Origin of the sequence: Ectothiorhodospira shaposhnikovii, from assembly GCF_047222355.1 — a bacterium.
Lineage (GTDB): Bacteria > Pseudomonadota > Gammaproteobacteria > Ectothiorhodospirales > Ectothiorhodospiraceae > Ectothiorhodospira.
This window is the reverse complement of the sequence record NZ_CP178333.1, coordinates 225,270-246,256: the sequence shown is the minus strand read 5'-3', so window position 1 is coordinate 246,256 and position 20,987 is coordinate 225,270. Positions and strand designations below refer to the sequence as shown.

Annotated in this window: 16 protein-coding genes and 3 pseudogenes; 17 read left to right on the top strand and 2 right to left on the bottom strand. The window is 63.8% G+C overall.

All coding sequences use genetic code 11. The annotated features are described in order from the left end of the window. Positions 1-2: 2 nt before the first annotated feature. From ACLF6L_RS01065 to ACLF6L_RS01000, 14 genes and pseudogenes are all read left to right on the top strand, one after another. On the top strand, positions 3-1,184 hold the full coding sequence (locus tag ACLF6L_RS01065; protein ID WP_412852168.1) for an STY4528 family pathogenicity island replication protein: 1,182 nt from the start codon (positions 3-5) through the stop codon (positions 1,182-1,184). A 268-nt stretch (positions 1,185-1,452) separates the two neighbouring features. After that, positions 1,453-4,842 (top strand): DEAD/DEAH box helicase, encoded by a 3,390-nt coding sequence (locus tag ACLF6L_RS01060; protein ID WP_412852167.1) that lies wholly within the window; start codon positions 1,453-1,455, stop codon positions 4,840-4,842. A 230-nt stretch (positions 4,843-5,072) separates the two neighbouring features. After that, on the top strand, positions 5,073-5,843 hold the full coding sequence (locus ACLF6L_RS01055; protein ID WP_412852166.1) for a PFL_4669 family integrating conjugative element protein: 771 nt from the start codon (positions 5,073-5,075) through the stop codon (positions 5,841-5,843). After that, positions 5,840-6,388, top strand: a complete 549-nt coding sequence (locus tag ACLF6L_RS01050; protein WP_412852165.1) for a DUF3158 family protein — start codon at positions 5,840-5,842, stop codon at positions 6,386-6,388. The genes ACLF6L_RS01055 and ACLF6L_RS01050 overlap by 4 nt, the downstream gene beginning before the upstream one ends. Beyond that, positions 6,385-6,759, top strand: a complete 375-nt coding sequence (locus ACLF6L_RS01045) for a single-stranded DNA-binding protein (RefSeq protein WP_412852164.1) — start codon at positions 6,385-6,387, stop codon at positions 6,757-6,759. The genes ACLF6L_RS01050 and ACLF6L_RS01045 overlap by 4 nt, the downstream gene beginning before the upstream one ends. Before the next feature lie 295 nt (positions 6,760-7,054). Then, positions 7,055-8,998, top strand: a pseudogene (locus ACLF6L_RS01040) (DNA topoisomerase III); the annotation flags it as partial. An 856-nt stretch (positions 8,999-9,854) separates the two neighbouring features. Next, positions 9,855-10,106 carry a hypothetical protein gene (locus tag ACLF6L_RS01035; RefSeq protein WP_412852163.1) on the top strand — a complete coding sequence of 84 codons (252 nt, stop codon included), beginning with the start codon at positions 9,855-9,857 and terminating at the stop codon, positions 10,104-10,106. Between the two features lie 24 nt (positions 10,107-10,130). Further along, entirely contained in the window at positions 10,131-10,523 is a 393-nt protein-coding gene (locus ACLF6L_RS01030; RefSeq protein WP_412852162.1) for a hypothetical protein, read from the top strand. A 166-nt stretch (positions 10,524-10,689) separates the two neighbouring features. After that, the gene (locus ACLF6L_RS01025) at positions 10,690-11,406 is read left to right on the top strand and encodes an ABC transporter substrate-binding protein (protein WP_412852161.1); all 717 of its coding nucleotides are present in this window, start codon (positions 10,690-10,692) and stop codon (positions 11,404-11,406) included. Positions 11,407-11,696: 290 nt separating this feature from the next. Next, the gene (locus tag ACLF6L_RS01020) at positions 11,697-12,494 is read left to right on the top strand and encodes a GTPase (protein WP_412852160.1); all 798 of its coding nucleotides are present in this window, start codon (positions 11,697-11,699) and stop codon (positions 12,492-12,494) included. 65 nt (positions 12,495-12,559) lie between these two features. Further along, positions 12,560-12,925: a DUF3085 domain-containing protein gene (locus ACLF6L_RS01015; RefSeq protein ID WP_412852159.1), complete on the top strand. Its 366-nt coding sequence runs from the start codon at positions 12,560-12,562 to the stop codon at positions 12,923-12,925. A 344-nt stretch (positions 12,926-13,269) separates the two neighbouring features. Next, positions 13,270-13,821, top strand: a complete 552-nt coding sequence (locus ACLF6L_RS01010) for an STY4534 family ICE replication protein (RefSeq protein WP_412852158.1) — start codon at positions 13,270-13,272, stop codon at positions 13,819-13,821. A gap of 55 nt (positions 13,822-13,876) precedes the next feature. Then, positions 13,877-14,488 (top strand): DUF3275 family protein, encoded by a 612-nt coding sequence (locus ACLF6L_RS01005; protein ID WP_412852157.1) that lies wholly within the window; start codon positions 13,877-13,879, stop codon positions 14,486-14,488. A 90-nt stretch (positions 14,489-14,578) separates the two neighbouring features. After that, the gene (locus tag ACLF6L_RS01000; RefSeq protein WP_412852156.1) at positions 14,579-15,406 is read left to right on the top strand and encodes a DUF932 domain-containing protein; all 828 of its coding nucleotides are present in this window, start codon (positions 14,579-14,581) and stop codon (positions 15,404-15,406) included. A 410-nt stretch (positions 15,407-15,816) separates the two neighbouring features. Here ACLF6L_RS01000 and ACLF6L_RS00995 read toward each other — a convergent pair whose 3' ends face one another. Both ACLF6L_RS00995 and ACLF6L_RS00990 read right to left on the bottom strand, forming a co-directional pair. Then, positions 15,817-16,779, bottom strand: a complete 963-nt coding sequence (locus ACLF6L_RS00995) for a hypothetical protein (RefSeq protein WP_412852155.1) — start codon at positions 16,777-16,779, stop codon at positions 15,817-15,819. 73 nt (positions 16,780-16,852) lie between these two features. Further along, positions 16,853-18,093, bottom strand: a pseudogene (locus ACLF6L_RS00990) (IS3 family transposase). Between the two features lie 71 nt (positions 18,094-18,164). On the opposite strand from ACLF6L_RS00990, the pseudogene ACLF6L_RS00985 reads away from it, so the two are divergent. The 3 genes and pseudogenes from ACLF6L_RS00985 to ACLF6L_RS00975 form a co-directional block, all read left to right on the top strand. Continuing rightward, positions 18,165-18,725, top strand: a pseudogene (locus ACLF6L_RS00985) (DsbA family protein); the annotation flags it as partial. Between the two features lie 330 nt (positions 18,726-19,055). Further along, complete coding sequence (gene radC, locus ACLF6L_RS00980; protein ID WP_034005105.1) at positions 19,056-19,550, top strand: RadC family protein; 495 nt, start codon at positions 19,056-19,058, stop codon at positions 19,548-19,550. A gap of 268 nt (positions 19,551-19,818) precedes the next feature. Next, entirely contained in the window at positions 19,819-20,979 is a 1,161-nt protein-coding gene (locus ACLF6L_RS00975) for a hypothetical protein (RefSeq protein ID WP_019486741.1), read from the top strand. Positions 20,980-20,987: the final 8 nt, after the last annotated feature.

The following is a 20,987-nucleotide window of genomic DNA, read 5'->3' as shown; positions in this document are numbered from 1 at the left end:
CCATGACGACGGGCGGCGCACCGCGGCGCGATGGTCCCATGGCGCTGTCGACGCTGTTCGACGAGGCGCTGCAAGGCCTGAAGCAGGCGCAAGGCACGGCATCGACCGGCGACGGATTTCTTTACAGCGGCAATCGCCATGAAAGCGTGCCGCGCGCCCTGTTCCTCGACCGGCGCCTGACACCGCTGGAGCGCAATGCCTGGCAGGTCTTCCGCCTCCAACTCAACGACGATGGCGTGACTGCCTTTCCGACCTATGATCAGCTTCGGCCTTATCTGGCCTCGATGCCGTGCGGGTCGCAGGCATCGCACGAGACCGTCTCGCGTGCCTTGACGCTCCTGCGCCTGACGCGCTGGCTCAGCCTGGTGCGTCGCCGCCGCGACCCCAGGACCGGCCGCATCCTGGGCAACCTCTATGTCCTGCATGACGAACCGCTCACGCCCTTCGAGGCGATGCAACTCGATCCCGACTATCTGGGTCTGGTGAGCCAGGCACTCACCCATGCCGCCAAGGCGGTGCAGATCGTCGGCATGCACACGCTGAAGGAGATCGCCGAAGACCCGCTGCTCAGCGGCCGCACGCTGCCGACGCGCCTGCAGGTGCTTGCTCAGCACATGGCCCGGCATGGCTGGACGACGGCGAGTTATCCACAGGAGGATGTTGGCCACGAATCCGAAGAAGGGCAGGAAGCCCCTCTACGGAACGGTGAACGCCCGTCTTCGGAATCCGAAGTGGGGTCGAAACCCGCACCGGATGGCTCTCTTCGGAATCCGAAGGACGACCGTACAGTACGTAAGGACCGTATTGATGAAGTACGTACGGTACCGCGCGCGAAGGCGCTGCAGAACCTGCGACTGCCCGAGCGATTCCTGCGCTTGAAGGAAGAGCAGCAGGCGGGGGCGTTGATCGCCTTGCAGCAGGTGGACGAGCCTCTACGGCAGGCAGTGCTAGACGAGTGGGCGGCGCGGTGCCGCGGCAGCACGGTGCGCAACCCGGCCGGCTACCTGTTCGGCATCATCCAGAAGGCGATCCGCGGGGAGTTCAGGGCCTGGGCAGGTCAGGCTGTCCACGAGAATGCGCCCCCATCAACGCTATCCCCAGGGGATAGCGCTTCCACCCCCTCCACCCGCGAAGTTGCCCTGCAGCACATCGCCCAACTACAGGGAAAGCTGCGATTACGGTGATTCCGGACCTACCGTCCGGCCGAAACCGTACGTTCGCGGTGAATTGGACCTTGACGCCTCACCGATGGAGCAACCACCGCCGTCATCCTCCGCACCGAAATAGAGAGCCTGCCGCAAACCCTTTTCGCCCCTGACTGAATGGCCCCCTTGTCCATGGACGGCTATCATGGCGCTTCAATGCTTCTCATAGACAAAATCGATCGTCATCAGGCCAGTGCCCGTACATCACAGAGGAGCATGCGCCAATTGGAACAGGTGAGGTCCAGACTTGAGCACCGCGAACGACGAATCTTTGCGCGTCCTGCGCTTCTGGCGCGACCTTGAGATTTTCAACATCCCGACAGCCCCTTCCAAGCGGGATAGCAGCGACCAGACAAAAGTCGACACTTTTCGTCGTGGCAAATCCTTGCCCTGGCAGTCAGAGAAATTCGCCCCCACGGACACGATTGGCTACGTCCATGTCGTCTATCTGGGCGTGGCTGACACGGAAGACCTGTCTTGGCTGTTGCTCCGAGGCATTTTTCCAGATCGCGACCTGAGCGAACGCGAGCGCCAGCGTGTGACCGGCAATGGTTGGCTGGCGGCCTTCGTAGTGGATGAACTGGGACGACCGAAACCCGACAGCTACCTTCCAGCCAGCTTTGCGCACGGCGTGGCGGCACTCCGGGAGACAAAGGCGCTGGACAACATCAACGCCCGCCTGGAACGCGCGAAAGAGGAATTCGCCCAACGTCGTCACCGGCTCCCAGAGAATCAGGAACAGGAAGGCGCCGCCGCCAATGCCGCGAACCGCGCTCCGACCGAGGCCATCCTGGATTGGGAGGATCTCGATGAGGAACTGCGCATCGTGCGCGGCCTGTTCGGCGAAGCGGCGAACGAACCGAATCTGGACTGGCGTGTCGTCGTGCGGACCAGCCGAGTCAAGCGGCGCTACCTGGATGACAGCCTGCAGGCCGCGACCGATTTCCTGAACTCGTTCTACCTGGACGATCTGGATCGTCTGATCGCTCAGGCGGAAAAGAAACTGTCGTTCGGCAAGGCCTTGAGTGCCTACCTCGGGCCGGCGCTGCCAGAACGCCAGCGTGTCGACATCCTCACCGACAACACCGCCATGGCCGGGCTGGTCAGTGCGAAGCGCTTGCCCAGCGCGCGATGGCCGGCATCCTCCAAACACCCGCTCGTCCTTGCGCAGCAGGCCGCAGTCTCGCAGGTGATCAGCCAGCTTGGCAAGGCGGAAGGGCTGATCGGCGTCAATGGCCCTCCAGGGACTGGCAAGACCACGCTTCTGTGCGACGTCATCGCCGAGATCGTCACCGAGCGAGCGCGGCGAATCGCTGCGCTGGATCGCCCGGTTGCCTTGTTCGAGGACAAGATGACCGTTGCGGGCAAGGGCTTCTTCCCGCTCAAGGCTGAGGTGGTTGCCGGCACCTCGATCGTTGTGACCAGCACGAACAACAACGCAGTCAAGAACATCACCCAGGAGTTGCCCGCGCGCAAGAAGGTCGCGGACGAGTTCGGTTCGGCGGATTACTTCGCGGATGTCATGCACGAAGTCTTCCGAGCACAGAAGGTCCTGGACGAGGAGAAGCAGCCCATAGAGACCTGGGGTGTGATCGCCGCAGCCCTGGGCAACGCAGGCAACCGGCGTTCGTTCGCGCAAGGCTTCTTTCGCGATGAATACCTGCCTCAACGCCAAGCCGAGGAGGCGCAGGGGGAAGAGCACACTGCCGGCGCCGACCTGGCAGACGAAGAAGCAGAAGAACCATCCCCTTCGGATGATCGGCCGCCATCGATGAAGCAGCTTCTCGAGGTGGCCTCCGATGACTACCGGCGGTACCAGGACGAATGGCAGAAGGCCAGGCGGACCTTCCTGGCGCTGCAGGCGGAGTTCGAGCGCTGTCGCAAGGTGTTGGAGCGGGCCGAGAAGGCTGCCCTGCACATCGACGACGAGCGAAGCCGGCTGAACGGCCTTTTGTCCGAAGAGGAAGCACTTGGCCAGGATATTCAGGCCCGCGAGTTCGCCCTTGCACGACATCGTGAAGCCGTGGCCACCCAGCGCGCTGTCGTCGAAGGGAGTCGGATCGTGCTGGAGCAACTGCGTGCCGGAACGCCACCCAACCTGTGGGACCGCTTGATGCAGCTGTTTGGCCGCGAGACCCGCCGGATGGCGGTCTTGCGGCAATCGTTGGAGGCACCGACCCAGGCTTTGGCTGATGCTGCGGCCACCCTCGCGGAAATGTCGAAGGAAGTAGCGGTAGCCGAAGCCCAATTGAGACAGCAACGAGAGCGTCAGAAAGCCGCCTCCTCCGCGCGGGCTGCGCTGGAGCGGGAACTGGAGGCCCATCGGCGAGCGCTGCAAGCCGGCTACGCGATGGGTGCCAAGCACTTCCCCGACGCCCAGTTCTGGGCCTTGCCGGCCGACGCACGTCACCGCGCCAGCGTCGCTGTCGGCCCCAAGCTGGATGAACTGCGCGCCAAGCTGTTCCTTCAGGCGGTGGATATGCACCGCCTTACCGTGCTGGCCAACGCCGGCAAGTTCATCGCCAACCTGCGGGCGGTGAACGGCATGCTCACCGGCGGCTCGCGCGACAAGCTGTCTCCCGAACACCGACCGCTGCTGTGGGACGCCTTCTTCTTCGTTGTACCGGTCGTTTCCACGACTCTCGCTTCGTTTGATCGGCTGTTCGTCGGCATGGGTCAGAACAGCCTTGGCTGGCTGCTGATCGACGAGGCGGGTCAGGCCACGCCCCAGTCGGCGGCGGGTGCGATCTGGCGCAGCCGACGGGCGGTCATCGTCGGCGACCCCCTGCAGATCGAGCCGGTTTTCACCGTTCCGCGCAGCCTGACGGAGGAGCTGCGTCGCCGCCACGACGTGGCAACGCACTGGTCGCCCATCGACGAATCGGTGCAGACGTTGGCAGATCGCATCACGCCTTTCGGCTCCTGGGTCGAGAAAACCAGCAGTTCGTCCCCGAACGACGCGCCCGAACGTCTGTGGACCGGCATGCCGTTGCGCACCCACCGCCGCTGCGACGATCCGATGTTCTCGGTGGCCAACCGCATCGCCTACGCCGGCCAGATGGTGCAGGGTCGCGTCGACGAATCGGGCCAACCTACACCTTGGGAATTCTCCTGCAACTTGGGCGAAAGCGCATGGTTTGACGTGCGCTCAAGCCGCGTGAGTCACCCCGTATCGGAAGACGAAATCGCCTGTCTGCTCGACTGTCTGGCGCAGTTGCAGCGCGAGAGAAGTGGCAAGACCAAGGTCTATGTGATCTCACCTTTCCGCAAGGTTGCCCAAGCATGCGGTATTCGCGCGCGCCGATTCGGCGGCATTGAATGCGGTACCGTCCACACGTTCCAGGGCAAGGAGGCACACATCGTCTTCCTGGTGCTGGGTACGGCCCCAGGCCAGGCCGGCTCGGGGGCCCGCGGCTGGGCAGCTAGCAAGCCGAACCTGCTCAACGTGGCGGTCACCCGGGCTCAATGTCGGTTGTACGTGATCGGTGATGCCAGCCAGTGGGGCGGTCTGGACTATTTCCGCGAGCTGCTGCGCGCACTGCCAGGAAAAAGCGTTGAGGCTGCGCATCACCGGCGTACGGTAGACGATGCAACGTTTGCGCTCGTGGACGATCAGGAATCGATCTCAGAGGTGTAGCGGATCGCATCGGTTTTGGCGGCGACCTAGCCATCGTTGGACAATGACTTGCTCCCTCCAGTTTGTACCATTCGACTTTGATGTGCTCCTGCCTATCCCCAGGGGATAGGCAGGACATACAGCCTTCCGCACCCGGCAAACCGGGCGGACGTTGGATGCGGTTTGATGACTGACGGCCTTCCGGCTGGAGCCGATGCTGACGACTCGTTCATTCACCGCGAGTCGCCTCCATGGCCAACGAACCCCTGCAACTGAATCTAGGATCGCTGCGCAGCGCGATGTCGCTGACGCTGCACACCCACCACGCTTCGCGCATCTGGCACGGCCGCGCGCCGACCGAGGGGCGCCCCGGCATTGTCGGTCTCAACGGCTTCATCAGCGTGATGAACAAGATGAAGCGCGGCGCCGAGCAGGACGACCCCTACTCGGACTGGTGGATGCTGCGCATCGAGGACAAGCTGGCCGATACCAAGGCCAGCCTGCAGGCGCTGCGCGAGCAGGTCGAGCAGGTGCTCGCGGATATCCCTCCTGCGCTCAGCCTGGGGGAGAACCTGAACGTGCAGCCGGTGAAACTGCCGCTCTTCGTCAATGCCCAGCTTGGTTTCGCCGCCGTCTACCTGCTGGCCGACTACGACGAGCTGGCGCGCAAGCTGATCTTGGCGCATCACACGGCGCTGATCGACCGCAGCACGCTGGAGCGCTGGCTCAACGACGGCGCGCATGCGCTGCGCAGCCTGTTCTCCCTGGCGCAGCAATACCGCTATTCCGGAACGACGCGCGATGACTTTGCGGCGAAGAACGCCATGGCGCGGACGGCGCTGGAGAAGTTCGGCGAGTTGCCGCAGGACGTGCTCGAAGGCACGCGCCGTTCGCGCTTCGCGCCACCCATCGCGCGTCGGGGAACTCGGCCCGAAGCATCGGGTGCGGATGTCTCTGAATCAAGCTTGGCCTATGACGCAGGCGGCGCCGTGGGACGAGACGATGAGGGCGCTATCGCATGACGGCACCTTCTTCTTCCGGCCGTCCAGCGCGCTTCATTCCGCTGGGACAGGCGGACTTCCAGCGGCTGGAACACGCAGGCTACCTAAAAGGCCTTTTACAGCCATTTAAAGGTAAGGGGAGTCTGGAGGCCTGGGCCAGCCAGTGCATGGCGCTGCGCGACGAGTTGATCGTCCTGGCGCAACGGCAGGTGCTACCGCAGGCGCGGGCCTATCCCTTCAATCTTCTCGATGTGCAACTGGCCCAGCAGACGACTGGCGCAGGGACGACCTTTCTGCGCTGGCGCAGCCGCGACCGCTCGTCCATGGGCAAGGCCTTGTGGGAGTCGCTGCTCGATCGCTCCACGACACCGCCGTCGCTGATCGACGACCTGTATGCGATGGAACTGCAGCGCATCGCGCTGAACATGCAGATCAGCCTGACCCACAGCACCGCCCGCCTTGCGCTGGAATGCGCCAGCAGGATGGCCCAGGCCGAGGCTACCTATCTGCGACGTGTCCAAGGACATGCCGCGTCCATTTCCACTACCTCCAAGGAGTCACCATGAGCACGCATTTCGTTGGCGAGGGCAATATCGGTTCTGCGCCGGAGTACCGCGAATTCCCCAACGGCAACGACGAGCCGCGCAGGCTGTTGCGCCTGAACGTCTATTTCGACAATCCCATCCCGAAGAAGGATGGCGAGTACGAGGACCGTGGCGGCTTCTGGGCGCCCGTGGAACTGTGGCATCGCGATGCCGAGCGCTGGCAATCGCTGTACCAGAAGGGCATGCGCGTGCTGGTCGAAGGTCGCACGGTGAAGGACGAGTGGGAAGATGCCGACGACAACGAGCGCGTCACCTTCAAGATCGAGGCGCGGCGCATCGGCATCCTGCCATACCGCATCGAGGCGGTGATGCTCAGCGCCAAGTCTGCCTGAGGCCAGTGGCCCAGCATCGCGGGCGGCTGTAGCAACCGTCAGACGCCCGCCTTGCACCAGTGGATTGTCCCCAGGGGATGGTTCCACTGCGGTCCACCGAGTTCCAGGCCGCCCTCCCGACACGAATCTCCCGTCCATCATGTTGCCGCGACCCGCATCTATCACTGCGGTAACCATTCCTCAGCCGATCACAATTCGGTGTCCATGCCGTCCTGCTTCCTTGCTGCCGGTCTCGCCTGGCCCAGCCATGCTGTTGTCCATCTGCTAAACCGCACATTCCCGAGGAGGCTTCAACATGCGCGTGTTCCTGTGCGAGAAGCCTTCGCAAGGCAAGGACATCGCCCGCGTGCTGGGCGCCGGCCAGCGCGGTTCCGGCTGCTACAGCGGCTCGGGTGTCGTCGTGACCTGGTGCATCGGTCATCTGGTCGAAGCGGTTCCGCCCGAGGGCTACGACGAGCGCTACAAGCGCTGGATCCTCGAGCAACTGCCCATCATCCCCGAGCGCTGGCGGGTCGAGCCCAAGGCGGCGACCGCCGCGCAGTTCAGGATCGTCCAGCAGCTCGTCGGCCAGGCCACCGATCTTGTAATCGCCACCGACGCCGACCGCGAAGGCGAAATGATCGCCCGCGAGATCATCGATCTGTGCGGCTACCGCGGGCCGATCCAGCGCCTGTGGCTGTCGGCGCTCAACGATGCGTCGATCCGCAAGGCACTGGGCGCGCTGAAGCCGTCGGCCGAGACCATGCCACTATATTACTCGGCCCTGGCCCGTTCGCGTGCCGATTGGCTGATCGGCATGAACCTGAGCCGGCTGTTCACCCTGCTGGGACGCCAGGCCGGCTACACCGGCGTGCTGTCGGTGGGCCGCGTGCAGACGCCGACGCTGAAGCTGGTAGTGGATCGTGACCGCGAAATTGCGAGCTTCGTCTCCGTACCGTTCTGGGCGATCGAGGTCACGCTGTCCCATGCGGGGCAGTCCTTCACGGCGAGTTGGACGCCGCCGCAAGGCTGTACCGACAATGCCGGCCGCTGTCTTCAGCAACCGGTCGCCCAGCAGGCTGTTGAACGCATGCGCGCCGCCGGTAGCGCCCAGGTGGTGTCAGTCGAGACCGAGCGCGTGCGCGAAGGTCCACCGCTGCCGTTCGACCTGGGCACGCTGCAGGAGGTGTGTTCCAGGCAGTTGGGCCTGGATGTGCAGGAGACGCTGGACATCGCCCAAGCGCTATACGAGACACACAAGGCGACGACCTATCCGCGCTCCGACTCGGGCTATCTGCCCGAGAGCATGCTGGCCGAGGTGCCGACCGTTCTCGATAGCCTGATCAGGACCGACCCCGGCCTGCGCCCATTGATCGACCGCCTGGACCCGGCCCGCCTGGAACGACGGCAAGGTCACGGCGCACCACGGCATCATCCCGACGCTGGAACCGGCCAACCTTTCGGCCATGAACGACAGGGAACAGGCCGTCTACCGACTGATCCGCGCGCATTACCTGGCGCAGTTCCTGCCCCACCACGAGTTCGACCGAACAGTGGCGCAGCTCGCCTGCGACGGGCAGTCGCTGCTGGCCATCGGCAAGCAGATCGCCGTGGCCGGCTGGCGCCACGTGCTGGCGGCGCCGGAGGAAAGCGACGCGGATGGCGACGACGCCCAGCGCAGCCAAGTACTGCCGGCGCTGCGAACCGGCTTGTCCTGCCAGGTCGGCTCGGTCGACCTGAAGGCGCTGAAGACGCTGCCGCCCAAGCCCTACACGCAGGGCGAACTGGTCAAGGCCATGAAGGGCGTCGCGAAACTCGTTACCGACCCGCGCCTGAAGCAGAAGCTCAAGGACACGACGGGTATCGGCACCGAAGCCACGCGTGCCAACATCATCAGTGGCCTGCTCGGTCGCGGCTATCTGCTGAAGAAGGGCCGCGCCATCCGTGCTTCGGATGCCGCCTTCACCTTGATCGACACCGTGCCGGCGGCCATCGCCGATCCGGGTACGACGGCGGTCTGGGAGCAGGCGCTGGACATGATCGAGGCCGGCCAGATGACGCTGGACACTTTCATCGCCAGGCAATCCTCCTGGGTGGGCCAGCTCGTGCAGCAGTACAGCGGTGCGACACTCGCCATCAAGCTGCCGCCGTCGCCCTCCTGCCCACAATGCGGCGCACCGATGCGCCAGCGCACCGGCAAGAACGGTGCTTTCTGGTCATGCAGTCGCTATCCGGACTGCAAGGGAACGCTGTCGGTCGATAGCTCGACAGGCAAGCGTGGAGCGCCGCGCAAGCAGCGAGCTTCCCGCAAGGCGTCCTGACGCCGACGAATCCCCGCGCCACGCCGGCCGTTTCCACCGGCGAGGCCAACCTCCCGCACCCCGCGGGACTCCCCAGCACACGCCTCCTTCTGCAACGGTGTGCACGTCTGGCCGCCCAACGACGGGCTCGCGAGACGAGAAGGCCGTTCATCCACGAATCGCGTCTGCCGCGACGCCATTGATCGAGATGCTCACGTCGATGACGAGGGGTCTCCTGACGCCTGGCCGATCGCTTCGTGGCGAGCCGTCAGGAGACCCCTCGGGTCGATGGTATTCGGTGCCGGTGCCCGCCGGCGGAACAACGGGCTCCCTTTGTGCGCGGATGTGTGCCGAAGGATATCGACCCCAGCCACGACACGGGTCGGGTGCGATTGCTGGTGCAGCGAGCGGCTTTGACGACGGCCGGGACTGCCACAGCCCACGGGTGGTTTCTCTCTTCTCCGGCTGAAGGCTCAAGGGCCTTCGGCCCGATTTGTCTGTGTGTCTTTGTTTGATCCTGATCTATGTCGCGCCGCCTCAAAGCGGCCCTTGTGCGATGCACATTCCTCGAAGACGCCGTGATGCGTCGCGTCCATCCTGCAGTCATGCGTTGCTGGCGGTCGTCAGCACCATGCCCTGGCAGCTTCGGTCTTCAAGGCTGCAACGCGGTCTGCCGCGTGGATCGAACCAGTCCGCCTCGCATCGCCCACCGCGGACGAGCGTCTTCGCGACGCCGATGCTTCTTCCTTCAACCCTTCGGGAGATATCTGCTCCCGTCCGGGTGTGGGCTCCCGGTCCTTCAATCAGGAGAGCCCCATGTCCCTTGCATTCGCATCGGCGCCGCTGAGCGCTGCCCAGGCCCGTGCCGAAGCCATTGGCTATCTGGCACTGGCCTACACCGGCAAGCGCCTGCCCCTGCAGGTACGCCATAGCGCCGCCGGCCATTACATCGGCACCGCCGACGAAGACGGTCCGGTGTCCCGAGAGTCCGTCGAGTACTTCCGCTCGCAGCGCGCCGCCGACCTCGCCCTGTCAACGGGGAGCTGGCAGCAACGCATCCACCCCTGACTTCCACTCACCAGGAGCCATGTCATGAACCAGTCTTTGCCCCAAGACGTACTTGATCAGATCGCCGTGGAAGAACGGCATTTCGCCGAAGCACCGCAGGCCTTCTTCGAAGCGTGGAAGCGCGGTGCGGAAATCGCCGGCCCCGAATGGTTCGGCGACGGCACGCCCGAAGGCCTGCAGCGCGCCACCAGTAAGTGGGATCTGCGCCCCAAGGTGCTGTTGCTCAACGACGCCCTGAACGTTCTCAGCGGCGGCCAGCGCATGTTCCTGTCAGCAATGGTGAGTTTCTACAACGCCCGTGAGGGTGGCGCGATGCTCAAGCGCTGCGGATTCGAGGGGCTTTCCGATCTGGGAGGCCTCGATCTTGAGCGCCGCCAGGTCATCGCCGATCTGGTGCTGAACTACAGCGGCTGGTGATCCCGGTCCGCTTGTTCGCCATCTGTTCCTTATTTTCCACCCACGAGGGACATGCGCCTCCATGCGAGGCCGTGTCCCTCTTTGTTCTAGACGTCTCTTCAACCACCCGCTGGGGCTTGCTCCCCAGCCGGGGAGTGGGCTCCACTTCTTCTGATGGAGAAACCCCATGTCCCCTGATTCCAACCCTTTCCTCCGCGGCTACCAGAACCTGCGCATCGAGCGCGCCTTGTGCATCACCTACGAGGACGACTGTCCGCCGGTCTGGCGCCCGCTGCATCCCAGCCAGGCGCATCTGCCCGATGACCAGGTTGCGCGCTTTCCCTGCGTCTTCAACAACGACTTCGCCCTGATCACCGAAGGCCAGGACATTCCCGAAGACCTGGACGCCCAGTGCCAGACCGAGGGCCTGGTGCGCACGGTGGTCTATGCCGTCAGCGGCGACGACTTCGACCAACCCGTGCACGTCGGCGACACCTACTCGGAGGACGACGCGCGGGAAGTGGTGCGGCGGCTGAACTTCGAGACCGGCTTCTACAGCCGGTGTTGGGAGATCAGCAGCGCCCATCTCACCGCCGAGGCAGGCCGCTTCCTCGCCGAACTGGCGGATATCGCCACGCCGAGCGGCTTTCTGTTCGTCGCCTTCCGCATCCCGTACTGCCCGGCGATCGGCGTGAAGCTGATCGCCACGCCCTGGACGGATGCGAACCTGCAGCATGTCGAGGGCATCACCGCCGAAGAGTTGCGGCAGGAGCACCGGGCCAAGGGCATGCCGGAGTCCCTCGTGGAAGTGCTGCACCTGGCTGCGCTCGCCGATGTTCGCATGTTGGTGTTCGATGCCGACGCGCCCGTGCTGGACGGGCTGACGCTCTACGACGACGAGTAACCCGCAACCCATTCGAGCCCCCACGTCGGGGCTCTTCTTTTTCGCGGAACGCGGTGCCGGCACATTGCCGATTCCCGGCGGACGGCCGCCGCCACGTGCCGCACGCTGGCCGCATGTTCGCTGGCGTTGCCGGCAGCATGCCCAGGCAGTCGAGACCATCGAGACTGCGGCGCGGTTCGCCGTGCTGGTCGTTTCTTTCGCCGGATGCATACCGCGTCCATCCACCTCACCCTCAAGGGACAGACCTCCCTTGCGGGCGGGAGTCCCTTGGTTGCCACAAGGAGTCTCCCATGGATACCCAAGCCATCCGCGCACAGATGCCGACGCTCGTTGTCGGTCATGTGCCTTCCAACGTCCGTTCGTTCAAGTTCAACATCTTCGACGGCCAGCCCAAGGTTTCGACGCTGGGCTTCCACATCGATCCCAAGCCCTTCGAGGGCAAGGTCATTGCCACCACCGACGAGGCCATCGTCGTCAAGACGGGGCGCGCCGAGTTCGCGGTGCTCGATCGGACGCTGGTGACCGAGGTGCCTGACGAGGGCGCCAAGGTACAGGTCGAACCCTACGCCCGGCGCCGCTTCGATGGTCTGCGTGCCGACACGCCGGAGGAAGAGACCGCATTCACCGCCGACGGCAAGCCGTACACGGTGAAGCGGTTCGTGCTCGGTTCCGCACCGGCGAAGCTGCCGATCCCCGAGCCCCGCTGCCCCGAGTTGCAGGAACTGATCCAGCAGATGGAACAGTTGCCCGCGCCCGACGGCTTCCGGCGCATCACCCACATGCTGGTGGATGCCGGTGCACGGGACATCACCTGGGTCGATCCGCTGCCCAGGGACATCATAGCGACGCCGCCCGCCATCAGTTTCACCGTGGCCACGGCGAAGTTCCAAGGGCGCGTCACCGTCCTTTACGAGCGCGGGCTCGACCTGTACGCAGTGGAACTGCATCGAGACGGCGAACTGGTCGAACGGGTCGATGAAGTGTTCTTCGACGCTCTCGGCGAGACGCTGGAACGGCTGATCGACGACGGGAGCTGGAGACGCATCCGCGTGCAGTGCCTGTCGGGCCGCAAGGCTGTTCGGCACTGACCTCCCAGCAGCTTCCCGCCCTCGCGGCGGGAAGCCTCTTTTCCTGCCCTCTGGAGATCACACCCATGACTGTTCGATTCAAAGGCACGGAGCTGCGGCCCGTGCTCGCCGAAGCGGTGGCGAATCAATGCCGCGTCATCCTGGTCAAGGATCAGGGCGTGTACTGCCTGGCCGAGCGCGGCGAGCGCCAACCCGATGGTCGCCAGAAGACCATCGCCTATGCCGCCGGTTGCAACCCGGATGTCGATGCCTTCGACGACTGGTGGGAACTGGCGCGTGCCGAGTTCGGTGGCGACGACTTCGGCGAGTTCTTCGATCCGCAGGAGGGCGTGTTTGCGCGCATCCTGCGCAGCGAGGACGACCTCGACGTGTCCGCCACCGCGACACACCTGTCGCTGCAGGCGGTTCCTCCCACGCCCAGCGGTAACTGACCGCCCATCCCTGGCCCCCGCTCCGGGGGCCTCTTTCTTCCCGGCAATGCGGACCGCCGCGAGTGCCGATTGCCGCTCGCCTGCGCGCCATCCCGGCGCCACGCTTCCGGCCATGTTCCGCTGACGTCCGTCAGCGACATGCCCAGGCAGCCACGATCTTCAAGGCTGCGACGCGGTTCCGGCCGCGTTGATCACCCCAGTTCGCACCGGCATCCATGCGCGAACGTCCATCGGCTTCCGATGGTGATGCCACCAAGTTGTTCCATCAACCCACGCGGGGGTTCCACACCTTCCCCGCCTGGGTCGGGTGTGTCTCCGCAACCTTGTCCTTCAGGAGATTCACCATGACCACTTCCACCGAAAAGTCCTATTTCGATCTGCACATCACCGGCCTCGGGTACCTCAATCGCATCCGCGAAGTGAAGCCCAGGAAAGGCGATGCGTTCCTGGCCTGCGACATCGCGGCTCTGAACGGTCCCAGCGACGACGTCTCATACGTGCGTTTCGACACGCGCGTATCGGGTTCGGAAGCGCAGCACCTGGTTCGTCGCTGCATCGATGCCGTCGAGGCGGAGAAGAAAGTGATGATCGGCTTCCGCCTGGGCGACCTGTGGACCGACACCTTCACCTATTCCAAGGGGAAGCGTGCCGGCGAGCAGGGTGTGAGCCTCAAGGCCCGCCTGCTGTTCGTAAGTTGGATCAAGGTCGACGGCAAGCTCGTCTACAAGGCCGAACCCAGGCCGACCGAGACCGACGGGCGCGACCCGGAAGTCCCTGTGACGTCCGACGTGCCCGCCGCGCAGCAAGCCTCGGCACCGGAGCCTTCCAAGCCCGTCGCCGATGCTGCCGACGACGCTGCCGATGCCCCCGCATTGGCCGCTGCCGAGTCGTTCTGATCCGCAAGGCCCCATCCCCGGGGCCTTGTCTTCTCTTCGTCAGCAGGAGACCTTCATGATCACCATCCCCGGCCAACTGGCCATCAAGACCATCCACGGCAGGAACGGCGACTTCAACGTCGGCCGCCTGGCGACCTCGATCGGCGAGTTCGTCGTGAAGAACGCCGAACTCGATCAGTACCGCGAGGGCAAGTACGACGGTGATTTCGTCATCGTCGAGATTCGCCCCTCCACGTACAACGCCAACGGCCGCATGGTCATCGAGATCCGCGCCCATCTGGGCGGGATGACACTGTCCAACATCGACGCTCTGAGCCGCGACGAAGCCCGCCGGCTGAGTCCGCAGGAAGTCGATCCGATCGACGAGGAAGCGCAGGCGCCCGTGCCGGCAACGCCCCCGGCCAAGCCGAAGGCGAAGCCGCGCAGTCCGCGCGATCCGCTGGTCGATACCACGCCGTTCGGCAGCGAGCCGGCCGCCGCATCCCCCGAGGCCTCGGCCGAGGCGGACGACGTGGCGCTGTTCGGTGCGCTCTGGCCGCTGGGCGAGATCGTCAAGCTCGACGCCACCGTCGATCGCCGCGTCCTGCGTCAGCAGCGCGACCGTCTCGGTGCGCTGGGCTACGAGTTCGCTCCGCTGTCCCAGGACTGGCATCTCGCCAGGGCCTGATTCCCAGCGCCGCGTCAGCGGCGTTCCACCACCCGCCGGGGTTCCTCCCCGGTGGGGCGGGGCTCCGGTCTCTTATCCAAGGAGATCGTCATGCAACTCGCATCCCGTTTCGCTTATCGCTCCCCGGTGCTGCGGTCGAACCACCCGCTGTGCGATGACCAGATTCGCGCCGTCGCGCCCTCCATCTTCGCGGACACCCCGCACGAGAGCCGCTCCGCGCGGTACAGCTACATCCCCACGGCGGCTGTGCTGACCGAATTGCGCAAGGAAGGCTTCCAGCCGTTCATGGTGTGCCAGACCCGTGTGCGCCAGGAGGACCGCCGCGACTACACCAAGCACATGCTGCGCCTTCGCCATGCGAGCCAGATCAACGGCGCCGAGGTGAACGAGATCATCCTGCTCAACTCGCACGATGGCACCAGCAGCTACCAGATGCTGGCGGGCATGTTCCGCTTCGTCTGCCAGAACGGCCTGGTGTGCGGCGACACGTTCGCCGACGTGCGCGTGCCCCACAAGGGCAACGTCACCGACCATGTGATCGAGGGCGCTTACGAGGTGCTGTATGGGTTCGAGCAGGTGCAGGACTCGCGCGACGCCATGCGTGCCATCACACTCGACGACGGCGAGGCCGAGGTCTTCGCCAGATCGGCCCTGGTCCTCAAGTACGACGAACCCGGCAAGACCCTGCCGATCACGGAAAGCCAGATCCTGCGTCCCCGTCGTTTCGACGACAACCACGCGGACCTGTGGTCCACGTTCAACCGGGTCCAGGAGAATCTCGTCAAAGGCGGCCTGACTGGTCGCAGCGCCAACGGGCGCCAGCAGCGCACGCGCCCCGTCCAGGGCATCGATCAGAACGTCCGGCTCAACCGGGCGCTCTGGCTGCTCGCGGAAGGCCTGCGCAAGCTGAAAGCCTGACCCCCAGCGGATCGTGCCCATCGCGGCATGGTCCGCCTTTTCCTTCGCTGATCTGCGAGGTGGGCTTACGATCTCAAAATGACCCGTTGCTTCCATTCGAGCGTCACCGGCCAGCGTCTGCTTTGCAGGGCGTTATCGGTCACTTGCTCTCTCTAGCCAACTGACGATCTCGAGGGGGGCTGCAGCAGTTGGCGAGGCCAATAGGCTCGTCGTGATCCCGAGCACGTTTATGACCGCTGACGGCGTGTGACGGCATCGGCATGTGGCTTCCAGCCCGTCGCTTCAACGCCGGTCACTTCGTCTAGCCACGCGATTTGACCGGCACGTGAGGCCTGAATCGAACTTGCGCCCCGAAAGGCAGTATTGCTTACATGTAGCGGCGTAGACATCGTTTCGAAGAGCTCGCGACGTTACGGCGGATCATCAGAATGCCGCCATGGGCCTAAACCATGCGCTTGCAGGTCAAGTTGGAATTGCTCCGGATCCACGAAGCGGAGGAGACGAAGCTGATCGGGCGCCCGCAGCATCGCATAGGCATCCATACCAGGCAGGTCTGATGGACTCCACCCGAAGAGCGCATCGCGGTAATAAAGGTGGTCCCTGAGCAGCTGATACGGCTTGACGGATGTGCCAACAATGGCCGGTCGCTTCCGTCCCACCTCCGACAGCCTAGCGCCAGCCTGGCGGGATTGGGTGATCAGGTTCTGCAAGCTTGCATCAAAGCGCTGCAGAGGATTACAGATCGCAGACACACTTGGTGCGTGAGTAATTTCGTTGAAGAAGGCCACGCACCCCATCACGTGCGAGTCATAGAAGCTTGGTTTGGGGCGGGGGGACCAGTCCGAGAAGGGTGTCGGAATAGAGTCGATGCACATCTCCATCGACTGCGGCATGTTGTCAATTCGCACGCGCAGCAGGGGATTTAGTGCCTCGAACATGAACGGGCCAGGCCCAGCGAGTCGCAGCGCGATTAGGATGCTCGCAGCGTCCGCAGCGATTTTGCCAAGTTGTCGGCCGTCAGTTCTCGCAACAACCCGATGTAAGCACTGCTGTGCTAATTCATTGCGGCCATGGTGAAGGTGACAGCGCCCCTCTGCGTAGTCGATGACAAACATCAACAAGCCCGACGAGGCGACCGCGTGCGAATCCGCACGCAACTTGTCGAAATTCACTTCGTCCAGATCGTTCACCTGAGCGCCAAGCTGGTGGTACTCCTTTAATAGATTCAAATCAGGGTCGAGGTAGCCCCAGTACATGCGAATGCGGTTTTGCTGTGCTTCCTCTGGGGAGACCCCGTCCCTGTCCCGGCCTGCAAGCAACTTACCGGCAGCTAGCGCAACAAGATCGCGCTCTGGAATAATCTCGGCGGCCATAGCGCACAGCCGCATCGTCGCCATGCCTGCGAGGTAAAGTGGACCCCATCGTCAAGACAGAAAGAGTACGAGTTTAAGCAATAGCTTGGGGTTCGCTCGCAGCGGAACAGCGCTGCCCTGGTACTGCGGTTTCACTGGGTGGCGTCACAGCCGACGGGCCGTACTTATCCACGATCAGTGCGCCTCCGCCCTGCCGGTTCCGATAGACCGTATCCGGTGTCTCGTTCGCCAGAGCCGCGTGGGGGCGTTCGCCGTTGTAGAACGCGAAGTAGTCCATCAGTCCCAGCGTGACTTCCTTGAGATTGGCGTAGCCCTTGAGGTAGACGTCTTCATATTTCACCGTCCGCCAGAGTCGCTCGACGAAGATGTTGTCAAAGGCCCTTCCGCGGCCATCCATGCTGATAGTGACTCCCTCTCGCTTGAGCACGCCAGTGAACGAGTCAGCCGTGAACTGCGAGCCCTGGTCACTGTTGAAGATCTCCGGTGGCCCGTACAGCTGCAGGGCCTCTTCGAGGCAGTCAACGCAGAAGGTCGTATCCATGGTGTTGCTGAGCCGCCAACTCAAGACCTTGCGGCTGTACCAGTCCAGGATCGCGACCAAGTAGGCGAAGCCCTGAGCCAGACGGATGTAGGTGATGTCGGTACTCCAAACCTGGTTGGGCCGGTTGACCACAACGCCACGCAGCCGATACGGATAAACCTTGTGCTGCGGGTGCGGACGACTGGTATGCGGACCCGGCGCGATCGCCGCCAACCCCATCCGACGCATCAGGCGCTGGACACACTTACGGTTGACCTTATGGCCCTGGGTCCGCAGCTCGACCACCATGCGCCGACTCCCGTAGAACGGCCGTCGTGTGTAGATCTCGTCGATGAGTCCACACAGCAGCAGGTCGCCGGCCTCATCCGGTGACAAACGCCAGCGCGCATACACGGTCGCCCGGGAAACCCCGGCCAGCGCACACTGGCGAACGATGGAGATCTCGCCACCCGCGTCAATCCAGTCTTGACGGTTCACGGCAGGTTGATCCCGGACTTTTTTTTGAGCCAATCGAGTTCCATCTTCAGGCGCCCAATCTCACCGTAGAGACGGTCCGGGGCATCCTTTTCCGACACTGGCTTGGGGCCCCGCTTGCCTTCGAAGAGCGTGCCAGCCTGCTCGAGGATCGCCTTCTTCCACTGGGTCACTTGGGCGGGATGGACCCCGTAGGCTTGACCGATCTCGTTGACGGTCTTGACCCCCTGAATCGCCTCAAGACCAACTTTCGCCTTGAATTCAGCGTTGTACGTGTTTCTCTTCCGTTTTTCAGTCATCTTGTTAGTATCCCGATTCAGCCCCCCACTCAGAGCTTAAACTGCTGTCTAGATATCGGGGTCCACTATAGTATGGCCGTGCCGACGCGCGCTTCACGGTGGTCGGGTACGCCGACCTGGAGTGTCCGTACTGCCGGGCCTACTTCCCCGCGCTCAAGCACTGGATCGACGCCCATCCCGAGGTGAACTGGCAGTGGCACCACCTGCCGCTGTCCATGCACGAGCCGGCCGCGACCGCCGGGGCACGCCTGGCCGAGTGCGCGGGCGAGACGGGCGGACATGCCTCGTTCTGGCAGGCCGTGGCATGGCTCTACGCGAACACCCGTGGCGACGGCCAGGGCCTGCCGGAAGGCCTGCACTATCCCGACCTCACGCCAGCCATGCAGGGTTGTCTCGACAGCGATCGCCCCGATGCCGTCATCCGTGCCCAGGCGGCGGAAGCGGCACAGCAGGGCATCGCGGCCACGCCGGCCCTGCAACTGCGCGACCGCGAGTCCGGCAAGACCCTCCTGCTGCACGGTCCCGTCGAAGGCGATGCCTTGCTGTCGGCCATCGACCTGCTCGCCGCCGGCAGCACGACCGCAGCCGAACCCGCCCATTCCCCAGACATGCCCGCCGGCGTCGCCGGTGACCACGGGTCGAGCGCAAGCCCCGGCATTCATGCCGGGGTCAGCGAGACAAGCGTTGCCTCGGAGCCGAAGGCTCCGTCTGAATCGTGGCGAGGAAGCTCCGGCCTTCAGGCCGGAGTAACTCACATGCCCAGGTAGCCATCGATCTTCAAGGCTGCGGCGCGGCTCGTCCGCGTTGATCGAAACCCGTTCGCATCGCATCCCTTGACGCGAACAGCCGCCGCATCCGCGGTGGTGGATGCCCGCTCGTCACCTGTTCCATCCCCATCGTCCCCAGGAGGGTTTGCCCTCCAGGGGCAGGCGCCCTCCGATCTCATCCATTGGAGGTTCGCCATGTCTCTTGTCATCGCCGACTCCTGCCCGGAGTCGCTCACCCTGATCGCCGCCCAGCACGAAGACTGGATCATCCGGCAGGCCATCACCCTGCTGGAGAACCGCGTGTTCAAGGCCGGTCCGGCGCTGGGCAGTCCCGCCGCCGTGCGCGACTACCTGCGCCTGAAACTGGTCGCGGAGCCGAACGAAATCTTCGCCGTCGTGTTTCTCGACAACCAGCACCAGGTGCTCGCCTACGAGCCGCTGTTCAAGGGCACGGTCGACCAGACTTCGGTGTATCCGAGGGTGGTGGTCCAGCGTGCGCTGGCGCTCAACGCTTCGGCGCTGATCCTGGCGCATCAGCATCCCTCGGGGAACACCGAGCCCTCGGCCGCTGATCGTGCGATCACCGAGCGGCTGAAGAGCGCCCTGGCCACCGTCGATGTCCGGGTGCTGGATCACTTCATCGTCGGCAAGGGCAGCCCGTACTCGTTCGCCGAAGCCGGCTTGTTGTAGCCCGCACCGCAGGCGTCCCTTCCGGGGCGCCTGTGGAATTTCTACCCGGCATGGACGCGGGGCCGTGGCGTCCCAATGACGGACCACTGGGGTCACCCAGCTACTCAGGCGGTATTGCCTGCACGACGCACCTTTTGCGACGCACCTCGCTTGACAATCTACATATAGTGTGTTGATCGTCAGTGGATTCGTATATATAGTGTTAGCACTCTCGGTGGCAGAGTGCTAAATAGCAAAGCTGCCACTTATCCTGAACAAGGAGTACTCCGTGGCAGACGTGCATAAGGTTGTCTTTTACCCGGTCGGAAACGGGGACACCACCCAGATTGTCCTGTCTGGCGGCCGCCGCGTTCTCTTCGACTTTTGCCACCGCGATAGAGCCGAAGATACCGACACCCCGGAAATCGACCTGAAGTCCCGTCTCAAGGACGAACTGAAGGCAGTCGATCGCGACTACTTCGACGTGGTGGCTTTCACTCATGCGGACCTGGATCACATCCAAGGCAGCACCGACTTCTTCGAGCTTCAGCATGCCAAGAAGTACCAAGGCGAAGGTCGGATCAAGATTCGGGAGCTTTGGGTTCCAGCCGCCATGCTGCTGGAGGAGGCCGACAAGGACCATCAGCAGGAAGAGTTTGTACTGCTCCGGCAAGAGGCGCGACACCGCCTACTGGAAGGCAAGGACATCCTTGTGTTCTCGAAGCCGAAGGCGCTCGCCGATTGGCTCGAACCTCGACTGAAAGAACGGGGAGAAGCGGCTTCGGCGCGCGATCATCTCTTCATAGACGCCGGCACAATTGTCCCCGGATTCTCGCTGGCCAGCGATGGGGTTGAGTTCTTCTGCCACTCACCTTTCATCAAGCATTGTGACGAAGGAGACATCATCCGCAACCGCGCCTCGCTGGTGTTCAACGTACGTTTCCTGGCAGATGGCGCGTATTACGACTACCTGGAAGTGGGCGATGCCACCTGGGAGGAAATGGAAGACATCGTCCGCACGACGAGGTACCACAAGAACGATGATCGCCTCGCCTGGGATCTGTACAACATCCCGCACCATTGCAGCTATCTGGCACTCAACGAGGAAGGCCAGAAAGGCGACAAAGAGACTGAGCCGAAGCCGCTGATCAAGGAACTGTTGCTCCAAGGGAAGCGCGACGCCTACATCGTCAGTTGCAGCAAGCCCATTCCAGACATCAAGGAGTCCTACGAGCAAGTGCAACCACCGCACATCCAAGCCCGCAACACCTACGAGCGCTACTTGAAGGAAGTCGGCGGACGCAAGTTTCTGGTGACGATGGAGGAGCCGAACGCCAACAAGCCAGAACCGATCGTTTTCGAGATTGCCAGCGGCGGCGTTACCTGGAAGCGTTCAGCGTCCATCGGCGCGCCGGCCATCATCACCTCAACTCCGCCGCGCGCAGGCTGACGAGCTGG

What these genes read in the sequence shown, in the direction of transcription:
- ACLF6L_RS01065 (WP_412852168.1), top strand. Translation starts at nt 3, where the DNA reads ATGACGACGGGCGGCGCACCGCGGCGCGATGGTCCCATGGCGCTGTCG.
- ACLF6L_RS01055 (WP_412852166.1), top strand. Translation starts at nt 5,073, where the DNA reads ATGGCCAACGAACCCCTGCAACTGAATCTAGGATCGCTGCGCAGCGCG.
- ACLF6L_RS01050 (WP_412852165.1), top strand. Translation starts at nt 5,840, where the DNA reads ATGACGGCACCTTCTTCTTCCGGCCGTCCAGCGCGCTTCATTCCGCTG.
- ACLF6L_RS01045 (WP_412852164.1), top strand. Translation starts at nt 6,385, where the DNA reads ATGAGCACGCATTTCGTTGGCGAGGGCAATATCGGTTCTGCGCCGGAG.
- ACLF6L_RS01035 (WP_412852163.1), top strand. Translation starts at nt 9,855, where the DNA reads ATGTCCCTTGCATTCGCATCGGCGCCGCTGAGCGCTGCCCAGGCCCGT.
- ACLF6L_RS01030 (WP_412852162.1), top strand. Translation starts at nt 10,131, where the DNA reads ATGAACCAGTCTTTGCCCCAAGACGTACTTGATCAGATCGCCGTGGAA.
- ACLF6L_RS01025 (WP_412852161.1), top strand. Translation starts at nt 10,690, where the DNA reads ATGTCCCCTGATTCCAACCCTTTCCTCCGCGGCTACCAGAACCTGCGC.
- ACLF6L_RS01020 (WP_412852160.1), top strand. Translation starts at nt 11,697, where the DNA reads ATGGATACCCAAGCCATCCGCGCACAGATGCCGACGCTCGTTGTCGGT.
- ACLF6L_RS01015 (WP_412852159.1), top strand. Translation starts at nt 12,560, where the DNA reads ATGACTGTTCGATTCAAAGGCACGGAGCTGCGGCCCGTGCTCGCCGAA.
- ACLF6L_RS01010 (WP_412852158.1), top strand. Translation starts at nt 13,270, where the DNA reads ATGACCACTTCCACCGAAAAGTCCTATTTCGATCTGCACATCACCGGC.
- ACLF6L_RS01005 (WP_412852157.1), top strand. Translation starts at nt 13,877, where the DNA reads ATGATCACCATCCCCGGCCAACTGGCCATCAAGACCATCCACGGCAGG.
- ACLF6L_RS01000 (WP_412852156.1), top strand. Translation starts at nt 14,579, where the DNA reads ATGCAACTCGCATCCCGTTTCGCTTATCGCTCCCCGGTGCTGCGGTCG.
- ACLF6L_RS00995 (WP_412852155.1), bottom strand. Translation starts at nt 16,779, where the DNA reads ATGGCCGCCGAGATTATTCCAGAGCGCGATCTTGTTGCGCTAGCTGCC.
- radC (WP_034005105.1), top strand. Translation starts at nt 19,056, where the DNA reads ATGTCTCTTGTCATCGCCGACTCCTGCCCGGAGTCGCTCACCCTGATC.